Origin of the sequence: Streptomyces sp. NBC_01426 (assembly GCF_036231985.1) — a bacterium.
Taxonomy (GTDB): domain Bacteria; phylum Actinomycetota; class Actinomycetes; order Streptomycetales; family Streptomycetaceae; genus Streptomyces.
The window spans coordinates 536830-555157 of sequence record NZ_CP109501.1 but is presented as its reverse complement, the minus strand read 5'-3'; the positions used below and the strand labels follow the sequence as shown (position 1 = coordinate 555157).

The window sequence follows — 18328 nt, the reverse complement described above, 5'->3', positions numbered from 1 at the left end:
ATGGTGACACGTCCGAGCGGCCGGCCGGCTCCCCGGTCGACTCAGTAGACGTCGCGGGCGTAGCGCCTGTCCGCGGCGAGCTGCTTCAGGTAGGCGGTCGCCTCGTCGGCGCTCAGGCCGCCGTGGGTCACGGCCACGTCGCGCAGGGCCCGGTCCACGTCCTTGGCCATGCGGCTCGCGTCGCCGCACACGTAGAAGTGGGCGCCGTCCTGGAGCCAGGACCACAGTTGGGCGCCGTGCTCGCGCATGCGGTCCTGGACGTAGACCTTGGTCCGCTGGTCGCGGGAGAAGGCCAGGTCGAGGCGGCTGAGGGTGCCGTGCCGGTGGAGTTCCTCCAGCTCGGCGCGGTACGAGAAGTCGGTGGCGCGGCGCTGTTCGCCGAAGAACAGCCAGTTGGCGCCCGGGTGGCCGAGGGCGCGGCGGTGTTCGAGGAAGCCCATGAACGGGGCGATGCCGGTGCCGGGGCCGACCATGACGGCCGGGGTGTCCGGGCTCGCGGGCGGCCGGAAGTTCGCCGAGCGCCGCACGAACAGCGGTACGGGGGTGCCCGGGTCGGCGTCCGCGAGGAAGCCGGAGGCGACGCCCTTGCGGCGGTGGCCGCGCGGTCCCTCGTAGCGCAGGACGGACACGGTCAGGCTGACCTCGCGCGGGTCGACGAGGGGGCTGGAGGAGATCGAGTAGAGGCGGGGGCGGAGGGGTTTGAGGCGGTCGACCCACTCCTGGGCGCCGAGTCGCACCGGGAACTCGGTCAGCACGTCGACGGGCTGTCGCCCCCAGGTCCAGCGGGCGAGGCCGTCCTTGTTGTCGGGGCGCGTCAGGTGCTTGAGGGTGCGGTCCCCGGTGTGTTCGGTGATCAGGCGCAGCAGGTCGGTGGTGACGTGCGTGATGTCCAGGTGCCGGTGGAGCGCCTCGGCGAGCGGCATCGGGTCGCGGCCGTGGACGGCGACCTCGGCGTCCGGGGACAGGCCGGTGGTCGCCAGCCATTCCGTCACCAGGTCGGGGCAGTTGACGGGCTGGACCCCGAGGGCGTCGCCGGCCTCGTACGCGGGGCCGTCCTCGCCCAGGTCGAAGGTGAACCGGCGGATCTCCTTGGCGGCGCCGGGCAGGCTCAGCAGCCGGTTGCCGGACAGTCGGGCGAGGTGCGGCGCGTCCTTGCTCGCGGGACCCGCCCCGGCCGGGGGCACGAGAGCCGGGGACACGAGAGCCGGCGCCGGCTCGGGGCCGGCCGCGGGGTGCGGGGCGCCGGTCAGGGCGGCGCGGACCCGCTCCAGCCACTGCCGGGCCGGTTCCTCGTAGTCGGGCTCGCAGTCGACCCGGGGCAGGAGGCGTACGGCCCCGAGTTCGTCGAGGCGCCGGTCGAGTCGGCGGCCGTGGCCGCAGAAGGCGTCGTACTGGGAGTCGCCGAGGGCCAGTACGGCGTACCGGACGTCCTCGAAGGCGGGGGCGGCGGGGTCGCCGAGCGCTTCCCAGAACCCGGCGCCGTTGTCGGGGGCGTCGCCGTCGCCGAACGTGCTGGTGACGACCAGCAGGTCGGTGCCGGGGGTCAGGGAGAGCGGTGTGCGGTCCGCCATGTCGTGCACGGCCGCCGGGTGCCCGTCCGCGGCGAGTCGGTCGCCGATGGTGGTGGCGAGGTCCTCGGCGTTGCCCGTCTGGGAGGCCCACAGGACCACGATCCGACGCGCCGGGGTGTTCGGGGCGGAGGGGTCCGGCGTCCCGCCCGGTGCGGTGTCCGGGGGCGCGGTCGGTCCGGAGGACGGCTCGGGCGAGACCGGCCGCGCACGGGAGTACGTCCCGGCGAGCACGCCGTCGATCCAGAGCGCGTGCGCGGCCTCGAACGGGGCGTCCGGGGGCAGCGTGGGCACGCCCGCGTCCGGGGGTGCGGCGGCGAGTCCGGTCAGGAAGCCGGAGAGGTAGCGGCGCTCGTGGTCGGCGAGGACCGGTGGCGCGAGGTCGCCGGGGCCGCACAGCGCCGCCAGGGCGGAGAGGGGTACGGGGGCGGCCTGCGGGGTGGTCGTCTCGGCGGCCCCGGGCAGGGCCGGGGGCGTGGCGGGCAGCGGGGCCCGGGTCTTGGTCAGGGTCACCGCGCAGGCCTTGAACTCGGGTTGGAAGGAGATCGGGTCGACGGCGTCGTTCGTGACGGCGTTCACGCCGAGGTATTCGCCGAACAGGTCGTTCCAGTGGAAGGGAGCGAAACAGTTCCCCGGCCTGACCCGGTCGGTGACGACGGCGGGCAGCACCGCCCGGCCCCGCCGGGAGGCCACCTCCACGCCGTCGCCGGCGGTGATGCCGAGGGAGGCCGCGTCCCGCGGGTGGATCTCGACGAACGGCCCGGGGTTGAGCTTGTTCAGCTTGGCGACCCGGCCCGTCTTGGTCAGGGTGTGCCACTGGTGCTGGAGGCGCCCGGTGTTGAGGACGAACGGGTAGTCGTCGTCGGGCAGTTCGGCGGCGGGCAGGTGCGGACGGGCGTGAAAGACGGCCCGCCCGGTGTCGGTCGGGAACACCAGACGGGGGCGGGTGCCGTCCGGGCGCTCGACCAGGGTCTGGCTGACGCCGTCGTTGAGGTAGCGGATCGGGTTGCGGTCGGGGCCGCCGGGGGCGGCCGGCCACTGCACGGGAGTGGAGCGCAGCCGTTCGTAGGTGACGCCGCGCAGGTCCCAGCCGGTGCGGGGGTTCCACGCCTGCCGCAGCTCCTCGAACACCTCCTCGGCGCAGGTGTACGTGAACGCCTCGGCGAATCCCATCTCGCAGGCGACCCGGGCGATCAACCTCCAGTCGGGGACGGCCTGGCCGGGCGGATCGGCGGCCCCCTGGACCAGGGTGAGGTCGCGCTCCGAGTTGATCATCACCCCGTCCGACTCGACCCAGAGGGTGGCGGGGAGCGCGATGTCGGCGTAGGCGTTCGTCTCGGTCTCCGCGAACACGTCCTGGGTGATGACCAGTTCGGCGGTCTCCAGGGCCTTGATGACCGTGCCCCGGTTGGCGACCGAGGCGACCGGGTTGGTGCAGATGATCCAGCACGCCTTGATCGCGCCGGCGGCCATCTCCTCGAACATCTCCACGGTGCCGCGCCCGACGTCGGTGCGCAGGGTGCCGCGCGGCACGCCCCACAGGTCCTCGGTGAACTCCCGGTCCTCGTCGACCAGGACGGAGCGTTGCCCGGGCAGGCCGGGCCCCATGTAGCCCATCTCGCGGCCGCCCATGGCGTTGGGCTGGCCGGTGAGGGAGAAGGGGCCGCTGCCGGGACGGCAGATCGCACCGGTGGCCAGGTGCAGGTTGACCAGGGCGTTGGTGTTCCACGTGCCGTGGGTGGACTGGTTCAGGCCCATGGTCCAGCAGCTCGTCCACTCCCCCGCCTCGCCGATCCAGCGGGCGGCGAGGCGGATGTCCGCCTCGGGTATGCCGGTGATCTCCGAGACCCTGTCGGGCGGGTAGTCCGCCAGGAAGGCGGGCATGGCCTCCCAGCCCTCGGTGTGGGCGGCGATGAACTCGGGGTCGGTCCGGCCGTTCTCGACGAGCAGGTGCAGCAGGCCGTTGAGGAGGGCCAGATCGGTGCCCGGCCTGATCTGGAGGAACAGGTCGGCCTTGTCGGCGGTGGCGTTGCGCCGGGGGTCGACGACGATGAGTCGGGCGCCGGCGGCCTTGACGCGGTCCATCATCCGCAGGAAGAGGATGGGGTGGCAGTCGGCCATGTTGGCGCCGATGACGAGGAACGCGTCGGCGTGCTCGAAGTCCTCGTACGAGCCCGGCGGCCCGTCGGCGCCCAGCGAGGACTTGTAGCCGCTGCCGGCGCTGGCCATGCACAGCCGGGAGTTGGACTCGATGCGGCTGGTGCGCAGGAAGCCCTTGGCGAGCTTGTTCGCCAGGTACTGGGCCTCCAGGGACATCTGGCCGGAGACGTAGAGCGCGAGTGCGTCGGGGCCGTGCGCGTCGAGGATCTCCCGGAGGCGGCGGGCCGTCTCGGTGACGGCCGCGTCCACGTCGGCGGGGACGGGCTCGCAGCCGCGGTCCCGGCGGATCAGCGCGGTCTCCAGTCGGCCCGGCGCGGCCGTCATGTCGACGTGGGTGGCGCCCTTGGTGCACAGGCGTCCGGAGTTCGCGGGGTGCTGCCGGTCGCCGGTGACCTTCACCGGCGTCCGGCGTCCGTCGGGGCCGCGGGCGAGGTCCACCACGATCCCGCAGCCGACACCGCAGTAGGAGCAGACCGTCCGTACCCGGCTGGTCGCCGCATCCGCATCGGCCACAGGAGCCCCCCGTCGGGAACACCGGGTGGCGCCGGGAGCTCCGGACGCCACCGGGGTGCGCGGGTCCGTCCCGCGGCCCTCACCGTAGGAAGCGCGTGTTGCGCGCACGTGACGGGCGGGACCGCGCGGGCGTTACGACGAACCACACACCCGGCGGCCGGCGGGCGTGAGGTGCGGGGGCGCGGGGTGCGCGGTGCCGGGTGCGGCACGGTGCCCGCGCGCGGCATCGTGCCCGCGCGCGCGTGGGGCCGTCAGACCGCCGGCGGGTTGAGGCGGGCGAAGCCCTCCTGCCGCCGGTACGGGAAGTGGGGGTAGGGGGCCGGGCGCTCGCTCGCCGCGTCGAGCCTCGCCATCTGGTCGGGGGTGAGGGTCCACCCCACGGCGCCGAGGTTCTGGCGCAGTTGTTCCTCGTTGCGGGCGCCGATGATGACGGAGGACACGGTCGGCCGCTGGAGCAGCCACCGCAGGGCGATCTGCGGGACGGCCCGGCCGGTCTCCTCCGCGATCTCGTCCAGGGCGTCGACCACCCGGTACAGGTGCTCGTCGTCGACCGGCGGCCCGTAGTCGGCGGTGTCGTGCAGCCTGCTGCCGGCGGGCAGCGGCCGGCCCCGGCGGATCTTGCCGGTGAGCCGGCCCCAGCCGAGCGGGCTCCAGACGATCGCGCCCAGCCCCTGGTCGAGGCCGAGCGGCATCAGCTCCCACTCGTAGTCGCGGCCGATGAGGGAGTAGTAGACCTGGTGGGCGACGTACCGCGCGCGCCCGTGCCGGTCGGCGGTGGCGAGGGACTTCATCGTCTGCCATCCGGAGAAGTTGGAGACTCCGGTGTAGCGGATCTTCCCGGCCCGGACCAGGTCGTCCAGGGTGGACAGCACCTCCTCGACAGGGGTGCCGGCGTCGAAGGCGTGCAGTTGGAAGAGGTCGATGTGGTCGGTGCCGAGGCGGCGCAGGGCGTCGTCTACGGAGGTGATCAGGCGGGAGCGGGAGGTACCGGCGTCGCCGGGGCCGTCGCCCGTGGGCAGGCCGGCCTTGGTGGAGATGACCACCTGGTCCCGGCGGCCCTTGAGGGCGGCTCCGAGGACCTCCTCCGAGGCGCCGGCCGAGTAGACGTCCGCCGTGTCGAACATCGTGATGCCGGCGTCGATGCAGATGTCGACGAGGCGGCGCGCCTCCTCCACGCCCGTGTTTCCCCAGGCGCCGAAGAGCGGCCCCTGTCCGCCGAAGGTGCCCGCACCGAAACTCAGCGCCGGCACCTGAAGCCCGGACGCACCCAACCGCCTGTACTCCATGACGCATCCCCTTCTCTCCCACGCACCCCAACTAATGGGTCCGCAGTTCCGTTAAGATGAGGCCAGCGTAACAAGCCATGCCCATTAATGGAACAGGAGTCCCGTTATGGAGTTCGCGGACGATGACACCGAGGGTGAGACCGAGGCCGGGAGCAGTACCGGGAGCGAGGCCGGCACCGAGGTCGAACCTGGGACCGCCCGGCCGGGGGGTCGCACCGCGCGCGTACGGGCGGCGGTGCTCCGGGCCGCCGGGGACGTCCTGGCCGAGCGGGGTTTCGCCCACCTGGACCTCGCCGACGTGGCACGCCGCGCCGAGGTCGGCAAGACGACCGTCTACCGCCGCTGGGGCACCGTCACCGGCCTCGTCACCGACCTCCTGTCGGACATGGCGCAGCAGTCCGTGCCCCGTACGGAGACGGGCTCGCTCCTCGGGGACCTGACGGCGAACACCCGGCTGGTGACGCGGACACTGGCCGATCCGAGGCAAGGGGCCCTGTTCAAGGCGGTGATCGCGGCCGCGACGTGCGATCCGAAGGCGGCGGAGGCCCTGCACGGTTTCTACGCCGTCCGCGTCGAGGAGTGGGCCCCGTGCGTCGTGCAGGCCGCGGCCCGGGGCGAGGTGCCCGAGGGCACCGACGCGCACGAGGTCGTCCGTGCCGCGTCCGCCCCCCTCTACTACCGACTGCTGACCACGACGCTGCCCCTGGACGAGGCGGCCGCCGACCGTGCCGCGACGGCCGCCGCGGCGGCGGCGCGCGCGGGGGCGTACGTACGGGACGTGTAGCGCCGGCGACGACCGACGACCCGATGCGCGGTCGCCGAGGGCATGATCCTCAACTCCCGCCGGAAAACGTGCCGTTACCGGACGGAGCACCGGCTTCCGTTGGCCGGGATATTGGCTGCATCTCCCCTCCAGCGGTCCTGAAGCACCGTGCATGATCGTGGATGCCTGGCCGGTCAACGGCCGGACGGAGCCCGGATCCAGGAGATCGAACCGCGGTCCTCACCCAAGGGACGGCGGATCGCTCGTCTGCGGGCCCGACCGGCCGTACGCCGGAAACCTCGGGGCCGGGTGACACCGCCTCGTGGACCGGGCGTTCGGTCACGGCACATTCGGCTTTCACCTCCACCATCCGGGAGACACGCATGTCCGACATCGCTCGCACCCCCGAGTTCGCCCTCCAGGACCTCGACCTCGACCTCGGCGACCTCACCGTCACCTCGATGCGCGACACCGTCGCGCTGCCCGAGGGCGGGGCGTCCTGGGGTTCCTGTTCCTGCCAGGGCTCGTCGTCCTGCGCCCAGCCGACGCTGGACGCGGGCGAACTCGCGGGCTGACCTCCGCACGCCTTCGCACCACGGCCTGCACCTCACGGGCCTTCACCTCACCGGCCCTCGCACCACGCACCACGCATCACGCATCACCTCACGAGCGGCGCGCACCGACACCGGTGCGCGCCACCCGCGGCGGACACCCGACCGCCGCACGCCCCGACCGTCGACCGTCGACCCGTCGCACCCGACGGCCGTCGCCCGTCGACCGTCGCCCTTCCGATCGGAGGAGACCTCCATGGACCGAGCCACCCCCGGCCCCGGCTTCGCACTCGACGACCTCGACCTCGACCTCGGCGACCTCACCGTGACCTCCATGCGGGACACGGTGGCACTGCCCGAGGGCGGGGCCTCCTGGGGCTCCTGCTCCTGCCAGGGCTCCTCGTCCTGCGCCCAGCCGGAGCGGCCCGAGGTCCCGACGCTGTAGCCGTTCCACACGCACACCCGCACACGTCGTGACGCCTCCCGCCGTACGCCGCGCACACCGCGTACGGCGGGGGGCCCGCGCGTCATCACCGACAGGAGGGGAACCGTCATGTCGCAGCCGCGCCGGCCGGCCGCCGACACGGACACCGGCGCCGGCGGCTACCGGGTGCGCTCCGCGCCCTACGCGCTGGTCCGCGCCACCGTGCTCGCGCACCCGGCCCAGCAGCCGCCCGCCGCTCGGTTCCGTGCCCTGCTCGCCCACCTGCACCTGCTCGACGCGCGGTTGCTGCGGATCACCGCGCCGCTCTGCGACGCCCTGTACGACAGCCGGGACGGTCATCCGGCGGAGTTCCACCACGGCGTCGTCCTCCCGCTGCGCCGGGCCCTGCACAACGGTCGCGAGCCCCGGCCCGCCCTGCTGGAACGCCTCGGCGACCTGCCGGACCGGGTCCCCCCGCTCGCGTCCTGGCTCGCGCTGCGCGCCCGACGGAGCGCCGTCCTCGCCGAGTTGGACGACGCCGCCGAGCGGGCGCTGGCCGGCGAGCGCGCGGCCCTGGCCGCCCTGTGCCGCGAACCGGCCCTCGGCAAGGCCGTGGCCCTCACCAGCGCCGATCTGCTCCGGGCCGTGGAACGGGCCGGCACCGGCGTGCTCGACCGCAGGGCACGCAAGGAGGAACCCACCGTGCTGCGGTACGCCCTGCGGGCCACTACGAAGACGAGCCCGCTGTCCTGGTTCACCGCCGTCGGCTGGGGAGTGTCGTCAAGCTCCGCACAGGACCGGCCCGCCGCCGCGTGGGGAGCCGCGCCGCTCTTCACGGACCCCCTGCACCCGGTCGTGAAGGTCAACCGCACCCTGACGACGGCCCTGACCCTCGCCCTGCTGACCGCACCGCACCGGCGGGCGGCCCTCCCCCACCGGATCACCAGCAGCGCCCGGGTCAAGGGCGGCCGGGCCGCGTTCTCCCGGGACCGGACCTCCTTCGCCGGCGGCCGTTACCTGGTGGCCGACGAGGACGAGGTCGAACTGCCCTACGGCGGCCCCCTGGACCTGGTCACCGAGCACGCCGAGACCCCGGTGCCCCTGGCCGGGTTGACGGAACTGCTGGCCGGCGCCCTGAAGGGAGCGGGCGACGACGGCCCCGCCGCCGCCTCGGCCTTCCTCGACCGCCTGGGGCAGGCCGGGCTGCTGGTGCCGGGCGACCCGGTGGCGCCACAGGACGGCGACCCGCTGGAGGGCCTCTCGGCGTGGCTCCGCACGCTCGGCGCGACCCACCCCGAGGACGCGGCCCGCGCCGACCTCGTCGACGAACTCGCCCGGGTCACGGCCGCCTTCGCGGCGGCCCCCGCCACCGAACGGCCCGCCCTGCTCACCGACCTGTCCCGGGACTGGAAGGCGACCCTGGCCGACGCGGGACGCCCCGTACCGCCGGTGTCCGCGCCCCTGAACGTGCTGTCCGAGGACGTCGTCGCCCCCCACCCGCTGCCCGTCGACGGCTTCCTCGACGACGCCGACCACGAGGCGCTCGGCGAGGTCACCGCGCTCGCCGAGTCGTTCGACCTCGGGCACCTGCTCCGCCGGATCGTCCGCGACCGCTTCGTCGCGCGGTACGGAGCCGGCGGCACCTGCCGCCACCCGTGGGAGTTCGGGGCCGAGGTCGCCGACGCCTGGGAGGAGGCCGGGCGGCTCGCGGCGCTCGCCCCCGGGGACCGGGCCGCGTTCCCCACCGGGGCCGGTGCGCTCGCCGATCTTCGCGCGGAGGTCGTCCGGGCGGTCGCGGACCCCCCGCAGGGCGCCCCCGCCGACGACGACACGGTCGTGCTGCCCCGGGACCTCGTCGCCGGTCTCGGCGGGCGACTGCCCGACTGGACCGTCGAACGCCCGCTCGGTTACGCGTACTTCCTCCAGCGGGAGCCGGGCCGGCGGGCGGCCGGGACCGGACCGGTCCCGCTGTGCGTGAACCACGTGTACGGCGGGTGGGGCCGGTTCACCAGCCGGTTCCTGGACGCCCTCGATCCGCGCGCCGGCGTCGAGGTGTCCCGGCAGATCCGCCGCGGGTTGGGCCCCGGTGCCCGCGCCGCGCAGGTCCGACCCGTCGGCGGCTTCAACGCCAACCTGCACCCACTGCTCGTCCCGGACGAGATCGGCCCCGACCGCGGCCGGGCCTCGATCGGCGAGGGCGACCTGGACCTCGTCCACGACGAGGCCACCGACCAGGTGCGCCTGCGGCTGCGGAGCACCGGGGAACACCTCGACGTGCTGTACCCGGGGTTCCTCGCGCCCGTGTTGCTGCCGCGCCGCATCGGGGCCCACCTGGCCGACCATCCCGAGGGCGCCGTCGACTTCGGGGCGCTCGTGCCCCGCCGCGCCGTCACCGCGCCGGGCGGGCTCGTGACCCGCACCCTCCGGCTGCTCCACCGCCACGTGGTGCTCCGCCGGCGCCGCTGGCTGCTGCCGCCCGACGTGGTCCGCGCCCTGCGCGCCGACCTCGGCTCCGAGCCGGTGCCGGCCACGGCCGCGGTCCGCTGGCGCGCCCTGCTGGACCTGCCCGAGCAGCTCTTCCTGCACCCGGTCGGCGGCCCCGCCACCGGGCAGGCCACCGCCGACTTCCTCAACCGGCTGAACCGCCCCAAGCCGCACCTGGTGGACCTCGGCAACGCGCTGCACCTGCGGTGCCTGGCCAAGTGGCTGTCCCGGCACACCGAAGGCGGCGCGGTCCTGGAGGAGGCGCTCCCCGCGCCCGGCGGCCTGGACACCCCGACGCACGCGGTCGAACTGGTAGTTGAGGTCAACCGGCCCGGGCGGCGGCGATGAACCGGGACACGACGACGGCGCGAGAGCGACGAGCACCACGAGAGCCGGAAGAGAGCGTGCGAGCCGTGCGATCCATCGAGGACGACGCCCCGGGGGCCGGGGACGTCCGGGAGGCCCGGGACGTGGTCGTCTACCACCACCACCCCGTCAAGGCGCCCCTGCTGCGCGAGGTGGTGTTGCCGCTCGCCGAGGCCTTCGCGGCGGACGGGTGCGCCGCCCACGTGGAGCGGCACTGGTTGCGCGGCCCGCACCTGAGGCTGCGCCTGGTGGGCCCGCGCGAACGGGTCGAGGCCGCTGCCGAGTCCGCCGCGACCGACGTCCGCGCCTGGCTCCGGGTCCACCCCTCGCACGGCGACCTCACCGAGGCCGAGTTGTTGGAGCGGGCGGAGGAAGCCGGCCGCGCCGAACTCGTCGCCGGTCCCTACGGGCCGATCGTCGCGGACAACACCGTCCGGGTCGAGACCGTCGACCGCACCGCGTTGCGCGGCCTCCTCGGCGACGACGGCGCCGACCTGCGCGACGAGCTGCTGCGCGCCGGCCTGAACCCGTTGCGCGCCGGCGCCGCCTTCCTCCACGAGCACGGCGACTCCGCGCAGGCCCGCGTCCAGCTCGCGGTGGTCGCGCTCGCCGCACACGCCGGCGCCCACCCCGGCGGGCTGGCGGGCGGTCACTACTCGTACGTGTCCCACCTGGAGGACTTCCTCTTCCACGAGGATCCGGACGGACGGGTGCGGGACCGGTTCGAGCGCCACGCGGAGCGCGTGGACGACGCGGTGACCGCTCTCGTCGGGCGGATCTCCGGCGGCGGCGCGCAGGGGTGGGAGCGGGCCTGGTCCGCGTACTCGGCGGGCGCCTGGGAGCTGGTCCGGAGCCGGTACGAGGCGGGCGCTGACCTGCACGGTTCCCCGGACGCCTACCGGGCGCGGGCCGCGGCCACCGGGGACTCCGGGACGGCGCGGCGCTGGAACCACGAGGAACGCACCGGCTACAGCGCCTTCCACGCACTGCTGCGCCGCTCCGACCCCGAGGGGACGATGTGGAGCCGCCCCGACTACCTGATCCACCGTGCCTCCACGAACGCCCTCTACCGGCTCCTGGCCATCTGTGACGTCCGTCCGCTGGAGCGGTACCTGGCGGCGCACCTGGTGATCCGTACGGTGCCCGGTCTGACCGGCTGCGACTGGCGTACGGAGATCGGCGCGGCCGTCGACGCGGTGGAGGGCGCCTCGTGAGCGCCGAACACCCCACCGTGCCGGGCGCCGGCCCGGGCCCACGGACTGACGCACGTCCGGGCATCGGCCCGGGCCCGGGTGCCGACGCGCGTCCGGACGAGGACGCGGGCCCGGGTCCGGGCCCGGGCCCGGGCGACGGCACAGGCACGGACACGGACACGGGCTCCCGAGCCGTGCGGCGGTTGCGCCCCGGGGTGGCCGTGACGCCGTTGCGCGTCGGCCTGCACCTGCGCGGGCGGCGCGGGAGCGTCACCCTGGAGGGCAGCAAGGCGCTGCCGACCCTGTGGCGCATGATCGAGGGGCCCCTGGGCGACGGGGGGTTCGAGGAGTTCCTGGACGGCCTGGAGCCGGGCTCGGCGCTGCGCGGGGCCGTGGACACGCTCGTCGGGCAACTGGAGGCGCACGACCTGCTCGTGGCGGACCCGACGCCGCACCCGACCACCGTGCGGAGCACCGCGACCGGTCCGGTCGGGGAGTGGCTCGGCGTGACGGCCGAGCGGCCCGACACCGCGCGGGCGGCGCTCCTCGGGACCCGCGCCGAGGTGGTGTCCGGCGCTCCCGACGGCCCGCTGGCCAGGGCGGCCGGGCGGGCGTTGGCGGCGGGCGGGCTGCCCGTCGCGTACACCGTCGATCCGGATCTGCCCGGGGACCGGGTCCTCCTGTACGCCCGAGGGGCGGGGCCCGTCCGGGGCGTGGCGGTCGGGCGACGCGGCGGGAGCGGCTACGCCACCGCGCTCGGCAGTCCCGCCCAGATCCGGTCCGAGGCCGAGGCCCTGGAGGCCCTGGAGGCCCGACTCGACCACCCCGGCCTGCCGGGCGTGTCCGCCACGTCCACCACGCCCATCGTGCCCGCGCCGGTCGAAGTGCCCGCCGTGCCCGCCGCGTTCTTCCCGCTGCTCGCGGGCGCCGCGGCGCACCGGCTGCTGTGCGGGGCCGCCGGGCTGCCGGACCCTGCGGGCGAGGGCGAGGACGACCGGCTGGTGCCCGGGCTGCCGGCGGTGCTGCTCGCGGACGCCCGGCCGCCGCGGGCCGACTACCGCAGCTGGCTCGGGCCCGACCGCCTCGACGCCGATCGGCGGGTGCTCCTGCCCGCGGCCACCACCCTCGGCGAGGCGCTGCGGCGGTTGGCGGCCCTCACCGACGAACGGTGCGGGATGCTGCCCGAGCCGCTCCCGGGGGACCTGCGCCAGTTGCCCGTGCCGCTCGCCCGTTGCGTCCTGCGTCGGGCGGGCCGCCCTGACGGCGTCCTGGTCGGCGGTGCGCCCCGGCTGGACCTGGCGCGCCTGGACCTGTTCTGCCGGTCCGCCGAACTCCTTCTCGGGGGCGACGGCTTCACCGTCGGGGCGAACCCCGGGCACGCCCGGGGCCGGGCCCTGCGCGCGGTCGCCGCCGGCCTGCCGGAGCCGGCGGGCGGGCCGCATGCCGTGCCCGCCGTCCGGTGGTCCGGGCACCCCCAGGTGCGCCACTGGTGGGCCACGCTGACCGACCGGCTCGCCGTCCCCGCGCGCCTGGAGGTGGTCCGGGTCGCTCCGGGCGAGGAGGTGTACCGCGCCGTCGTCCGCCCGACCGGGCACCGCGAGCCCTCGTGGGGCCCGCGTGAACTTCCCCTGCTCGGTGACGCCGTGGAGGGGACGCCGGGCGACGCGGCCGGCTTCGCCGCGCTCGCGGCCGTCGCCCGCGTCTCGGCCTCCGATCCCGACTCCGCCCGCGACCCCGACTCCGGGTTCGCCTCGGGCTCGGGTGGCGCGGTCGCACCGCTGGCCGCCGCCGGGGTGCGGACGGCCGGCTGGGAGGACTCGGGGTGGACCGGCCGCTGGGTGGCGGAACTGGCCGGGCGCGAGGGCGCGTTCCAGGACGCGCTGCGCCGGGTGACGGGCGCGGACCCGGCCCCGGGCCCGCCCGTCGCCGGGAACGCCGGCGAACCCGGGGCGCTGCTGCGGGCGTTCGGGTTCACCGTCCTGCACACCCCCCGGGAGACACGATGACCTCGGCGACCACGACCACGACCACGACCGCGACCTCGATCGCGGCGCCGATCGCGGACCCGGCCCCGGCCGGTCCGCTCGGGGCGCTGCCGGTGCCCGTGCTCGACGCCGGTTCCGCGACGGCGGCCGTGTCCGGCGCGGCCGTGGTCCTGTTGCCGCGGTGGACGCTCGGCCTCGCCGAGGAACTGAGCCGGCACGCGCTCGACCACCCCGTGGAGTTCGTACCGGTGCGCTTCGACGGGGCGCTGGCGGTGGTCGGGCCGGTGCTGCGGCCGGGCGCGGCGGCCTGCCTGTGCTGCGCCGAGTACCAGCGGCTGGCCACGGCGGGCGGCCGCGTGCCGTGGCGGAGCCCGACCCTGGAGCTGGCCGGCGTGCCCTCGCCGGCCCTGTCGGAGTCGCTGGGCGCCCTCGCGCTGGAGCTGCTGGAGCCGGCCGCCCCCGAAGGGACCGGACCCGGTGCGGAGTCGGGGACGGAACCGGGTGCCGGGTCGGCCGTCGTGTACGTCGTGCACCTCGGGCGCGGCACCTGGTCCACGCACCGGGTCCGCCCCGTCGGCGGCTGCGCGGTGTGTCACCCGCTGCCCGCGGACTCCGCGTCCGACGTCGCCCCGCTGCCGTCGGCCCCCCGGCCGCTCCCCGATCCGTACGTGCTCCGCGCGCCCAACCCGCTGACCGCGCCGGCGCGGCTGCGCGAGGCCCTGTACGACGAGCGGTTCGGGCCGGTGCGCGCGCTGTTCCGGTCCGAGGACTCGGCGTTCTGCCTGACCAGCGCGTTCGTGACCGACGGTCGTCTCGTGGACGACGGCGGGTACGGCCGGTCCCGGGACTTCGGCGACAGCGAGCGGATCGCGCTGTTCGAGAGCGTGGAGCGGTACACGGGCATGCGGCCGACCGGCCGGCGCACGGGGCTGCGCGCCTCCTTCGCGGAGTTGGGGCCCGAACGGGCCGTGGACCCGGAGCGGCTCGGCCTGCCCGACCCCGCCCACCACGGCCACCCGTCGTCACCGACCGTGCCCTACACCCCTGACCTGGTCATGGACTGGGTGCACGGCTGGTCGCTCACCCGGCGGCGGCCGACGGCCGTCCCCGAGCACGTGGCGTACTGGGACGTTCCCGGCGCCGACCGGCCGCGCGTGGTGTACGAGTCCTCGAACGGCTGCGGACTCGGCAACAGCCCCGAAGAGGCTGCGCTCTACGGGCTGTTCGAGGTCGCGGAGCGCGACGCGTTCCTGATGGCCTGGTACGCGGCGACGCCCCTGCGCCGGGTGCTGCCACCGCCGGACGACCTGGACACCGCGCTGCTCGCGGACCGTGCGGCGCTGGCCGGCTACCGGCTCGTCCTCCTCGACGCGACGAACGACTTCGACGTCCCGGCCGTCGTGGCGGTCTGCCGGTACGAGGGCTCCCACCCGGACGCGCCCCGGATGTTCCTGGCGGCCGGCGCCCACCACGACCCGCGCGCGGCGATCCGCTCCGCGGTGGCCGAGGTCGTCACCAACGTGCTGGACGCGGGGCACCGCGCCCTGGCCGAGGGCGGCCCGCGCGATCCGCGGCGGCTCCGGCCGATGCTGGACCGGCCGGACCTGGTGGTGTCCCTGGACGACCACGTCGGCGTGAACACCCTGCCCGAGGCCGGCCCGCGCCTGGAGTTCCTGTTCGCCGACACCCCCCGGCTGTCGGTCGAGGAGGCCTGGCCGGGGGCCCCGGAACCGGTGGGTGACCTCGCCGACCTGCTCGGGGCGAGCGTGGAGCGGCTGTCCCGGGCCGGCCTGGAGGTGATCGCCGTCGACCAGTCCGAACGGGGGCTGCGCCGGCGGCTCGGACTGCACGCGGTGAAGGTCGTCGTCCCGGGCGCCCTGCCGATGACCTTCGGGCACGTGAACCACCGCACCCGGGGACTTCCCCGGCTGCTGGAGGTGCCGTACCGACTGGGGCGCACGGAAAGGCCGTTGCGCCCGGAGGACCTCGCGGTCCACCCGCACCCCTTCCCCTGACCCCACGACGGACACGGGCCCACGACGGGCACGGGCCCACGACGAGGACCGCTGATGACGACGATCGACACCTGGCAGAGCCACCACCTGTTCCTGCACTCCACCGCCGAGGAGGCCGACGCGTTCCTGGTGCGGGACGTGGCCCCCCTGCTGGACGGCCTGGTGGCGGCCGGGGAGGCCGGAGGGTGGTTCTTCATCCGCTACGGGGAGGACGGCCCGCACCTGCGGATCCGGGTGCACGGCGCGGACCCGGCCGCGGCCGCGCGGCTGCCGGAGGAGTTGGCGCGGGCCGCGAAGGAGGTGCCCTCGGTGCCGGGCCCGTGGCCGTCCGCCCACGGGGAGGTGCGGTCCGTGCCGTACGTGCCCGAGACGGACCGGTACGGCGGCCCGCTCGCGCTGCCGGTCGCCGAGGACGTCTTCGGCGCCTCCACCGGGGTGGTCGTCGAAGCCCTGCGGGAGGTACGGGGCGGGGGCGGCGCGACGCGGCTGGCGGTCGCGGCGGACCTGGCGCACGCGACGGCGTACGCGCTGGGCATGGGCGAACTCGCCGCGGCGCGCTGGCTGCGCGGGCACGCGGCCGGTTGGCGGTGGGTCACCGAGGTGCCGCTGCTGCCGGGCGCCTCGGTGCACGCCCGGGTCAACTCCGTGTACGCGGCGCAGCGTTCGACGCTGGGGCGGCGCGCGGCGGACCTGCGTCGGCGGCTCGCGGACGGCACGGCGACGCCCTGGCTGCTCCGGTGGACGGACCGGGTCCGGGAGGCCGATGCGACGCTGCGGGCCGGCGGGGGGCCGGAGGCCTCGTACGCCTGGGTGTGGGCCTCGCAGCTCCACATGCTGTTCAACCGGCTCGGCGTCACCCCCGACGAGGAGCGTGCGGTGTGCCGGCTGGTCGCCCGCACCCTGCTGGAGACGACGGACGCGCAGACGACGGACTCGGGGACGACGGACGAGCCGGCCGACTACTTCCCGTCCTCGCACACCGCGCCCGACTTCCGCTACCTGGAGCGCAGCAAGTTCCAGATCGGACGCGGCGAGGACACGGCCCTGCGGCCGTCGGCGCCGCTCTCCCCGTCGGCGACCGGCCGGGCGGGATGGGGAACCGCCGGGCCGGAGATCTCGCTGCCGACGGGTCCGCTGCCCGAGGTGTCGCTGCGCGAGGTCCTCGCGGGCCGGTCCTCGCTGCGCGGCGCGCTCACCGGGCCGCTCGACGCGGACACGCTGGGCGCGTTGCTGTGGCACTCCCTGTCCGAGAGCGGCCGCTCCGAGCAGCTCCTCGCGGACGGCTCGACCCGTTCCCTCGTCCACCGCCCCCACCCGAGCGCCGGCGCCCTGTACACCGCCCGGGTACGGCTGCTGGTCCTCGACACGGCCGGGGTCCCCGCGGGCACCTGGGAGTGCGTGCCGCAGTCGCGGACGCTGCGCCGCGTGGGGCCGGTCCCCCCGGTGGAGGCGGTCAAGGCGCTGTCGACGTACCTGTCCCGTCCCGCGACGGACCCGGACTGGATCGGCATCGACGACGCGCCGGTGGTCCTGGCCGTCTACGCGGACCTCGGCCTGCTGCGGCGCCGTTACGGTCTGCGCGCCCTGCGGCTGGCCCTGCTGGAGACCGGCCACCTGACGCAGACGCTGCTGCTCACCGCGACGGCCCTGGGCCTGGCCGGGACCCCCCTCGGCGGCTTCCACGACGACCTGGCCCACGAACTCCTCGGCCTGGACGACCTCGAACAGCCGCTGCAGTACCTGCTCCCCCTCGGCCGGCGGTCCGGGGCCGGAAGCTGAGCGCTGTCCCCACACCATCGGGGGAATCCCCCACCCGTCGTGCCGGGGACGGGTGGGACACGCGATACTGGCCCCATGGTCCAGCTGTCCTCTCCCGTCCCGCCGGCACCGGTCGGCGAAGTGCTCCGCTCGCGGTACGCCGGCCGCCTGCCCGGCTCCCTCGCCGAGCTGACGGGGCCCGTGCGCGGGCCGGTGGCGCTGCCGCCGCACGTCGCGTGGTCCGGGCTGCGGACGTACGACCTGGACCGCCCGCGCCAGCGGATGAGCCTGTACCGGACCGTCCTCGCCGAGGGCCGGCGCGAGGATCTGGTCGCCTTCCTGGACCGGGACCTGCTGATCGCGCAGTGGCCCGTCCTGCGCACCCTGGTCAGCAGGCACGTCCGGCAGGTCTGGGAGGACCGCTTCCCCCAGCTCCCGACCCGGACCACCACGCTCGCGTGAACCTCAGCGGGCTGCACCGCCGACTCCTCGCCGACGTCATCGCCATCGGTTCCCCGTACCCGCTCGTCCTCACGGGTGGTTACGCGGTGCAGGCCCACGGGCTCGTCGACCGGCTCAGCCAGGATCTCGACGTCGCCACCGAGAACCCGGCCCCCATGGAGGACATCGCCGCCGACCTGGTCCACGAGCTGACCAAGCGCGGCTGGGCCGTGGAGGTGGTCGCCGTGGACCCGCTCGCCGCCCGCCTCATGGTCACCGACCCCGCCGACGGCGCGCGGTGCGAGGTGGACGTCCTCAAGGAGAACCTCTGGTCCGCGCCCGAGGACACCGAGTACGGACCGGTCCTCGCCCTCGATGACGTGATCGGCACCAAGGTCCGCGCCCTGGCCGACCGGGGCGCACCGCGCGACCTCATCGACGTACAGGCGGCCCACCGCCTGCGCCGGCGCAGCCTGGGCGAACTGGAGCGTCTGGGCGCGCGGCACGGGCGCGACGAGTTCCGCCTCGACGACCTCCGGGACCGGCTGGCCGGCTCCGAGTGGTACGACGACGAGGAGTTCGCCGAGTACGGACTCGACGCGGACGCCATCGCCGACCTGCGCGAGTGGGCCCGGAGGTGGGTCATCGACCTCGAAGGCCGCCTCACGGACGACTGACCGGCCCACCGCACGACCGGGCGGAGCCCGTCGCACGCGGGACCGGGGCCGGGCCGCGCCGTTCACCCCGTGAAGGCGGCGAGGGTCGTCACGAACCGGTCGGCGTCGTCGATCCCTCGCCCACCGCATCCCGCGCGACCGCCT

12 protein-coding genes are annotated in these 18328 nt (G+C 75.6%); 10 read left to right on the top strand and 2 right to left on the bottom strand.

Translation table 11 applies throughout. From position 1 onward, the window contains the following. Positions 1 to 41: 41 nt before the first annotated feature. Entirely contained in the window at positions 42 to 4241 is a 4200-nt protein-coding gene (locus tag OG906_RS36805; RefSeq protein WP_329448664.1) for a bifunctional nitrate reductase/sulfite reductase flavoprotein subunit alpha, read from the bottom strand. Positions 4242 to 4492: 251 nt separating this feature from the next. Further along, entirely contained in the window at positions 4493 to 5527 is a 1035-nt protein-coding gene (locus OG906_RS36800; protein WP_329448663.1) for an aldo/keto reductase, read from the bottom strand. A 106-nt stretch (positions 5528 to 5633) separates the two neighbouring features. On the opposite strand from OG906_RS36800, the gene OG906_RS36795 reads away from it, so the two are divergent. From OG906_RS36795 to OG906_RS36750, 10 genes are all read left to right on the top strand, one after another. After that, the gene (locus tag OG906_RS36795) at positions 5634 to 6311 is read left to right on the top strand and encodes a TetR/AcrR family transcriptional regulator (protein WP_329448662.1); all 678 of its coding nucleotides are present in this window, start codon (positions 5634 to 5636) and stop codon (positions 6309 to 6311) included. A gap of 362 nt (positions 6312 to 6673) precedes the next feature. Next, positions 6674 to 6865, top strand: coding sequence for a thiazolylpeptide-type bacteriocin (locus OG906_RS36790; protein ID WP_053684594.1), 192 nt, complete (start codon positions 6674 to 6676; stop codon positions 6863 to 6865). Positions 6866 to 7097: 232 nt separating this feature from the next. After that, on the top strand, positions 7098 to 7286 hold the full coding sequence (locus OG906_RS36785) for a thiazolylpeptide-type bacteriocin (protein WP_267799757.1): 189 nt from the start codon (positions 7098 to 7100) through the stop codon (positions 7284 to 7286). Positions 7287 to 7394: 108 nt separating this feature from the next. Next, positions 7395 to 10097 carry a lantibiotic dehydratase gene (locus tag OG906_RS36780; RefSeq protein WP_329448661.1) on the top strand — a complete coding sequence of 901 codons (2703 nt, stop codon included), beginning with the start codon at positions 7395 to 7397 and terminating at the stop codon, positions 10095 to 10097. 65 nt (positions 10098 to 10162) lie between these two features. Beyond that, positions 10163 to 11329, top strand: coding sequence for a lantibiotic dehydratase C-terminal domain-containing protein (locus OG906_RS36775; RefSeq protein WP_329448660.1), 1167 nt, complete (start codon positions 10163 to 10165; stop codon positions 11327 to 11329). A gap of 200 nt (positions 11330 to 11529) precedes the next feature. Continuing rightward, positions 11530 to 13314, top strand: coding sequence for a hypothetical protein (locus OG906_RS36770; RefSeq protein WP_329448659.1), 1785 nt, complete (start codon positions 11530 to 11532; stop codon positions 13312 to 13314). After that, complete coding sequence (locus OG906_RS36765) at positions 13311 to 15308, top strand: TOMM precursor leader peptide-binding protein (protein WP_329448658.1); 1998 nt, start codon at positions 13311 to 13313, stop codon at positions 15306 to 15308. Before OG906_RS36770 ends, OG906_RS36765 begins: the two co-directional genes overlap by 4 nt. A gap of 54 nt (positions 15309 to 15362) precedes the next feature. Next, the gene (locus tag OG906_RS36760) at positions 15363 to 17087 is read left to right on the top strand and encodes a thiopeptide-type bacteriocin biosynthesis protein (protein ID WP_329448657.1); all 1725 of its coding nucleotides are present in this window, start codon (positions 15363 to 15365) and stop codon (positions 17085 to 17087) included. A 75-nt stretch (positions 17088 to 17162) separates the two neighbouring features. Then, complete coding sequence (locus OG906_RS36755) at positions 17163 to 17528, top strand: hypothetical protein (protein ID WP_329448656.1); 366 nt, start codon at positions 17163 to 17165, stop codon at positions 17526 to 17528. Further along, the gene (locus OG906_RS36750) at positions 17525 to 18184 is read left to right on the top strand and encodes a nucleotidyl transferase AbiEii/AbiGii toxin family protein (protein WP_329448655.1); all 660 of its coding nucleotides are present in this window, start codon (positions 17525 to 17527) and stop codon (positions 18182 to 18184) included. The genes OG906_RS36755 and OG906_RS36750 overlap by 4 nt, the downstream gene beginning before the upstream one ends. The last annotated feature ends 144 nt before the right edge of the window (positions 18185 to 18328 follow it).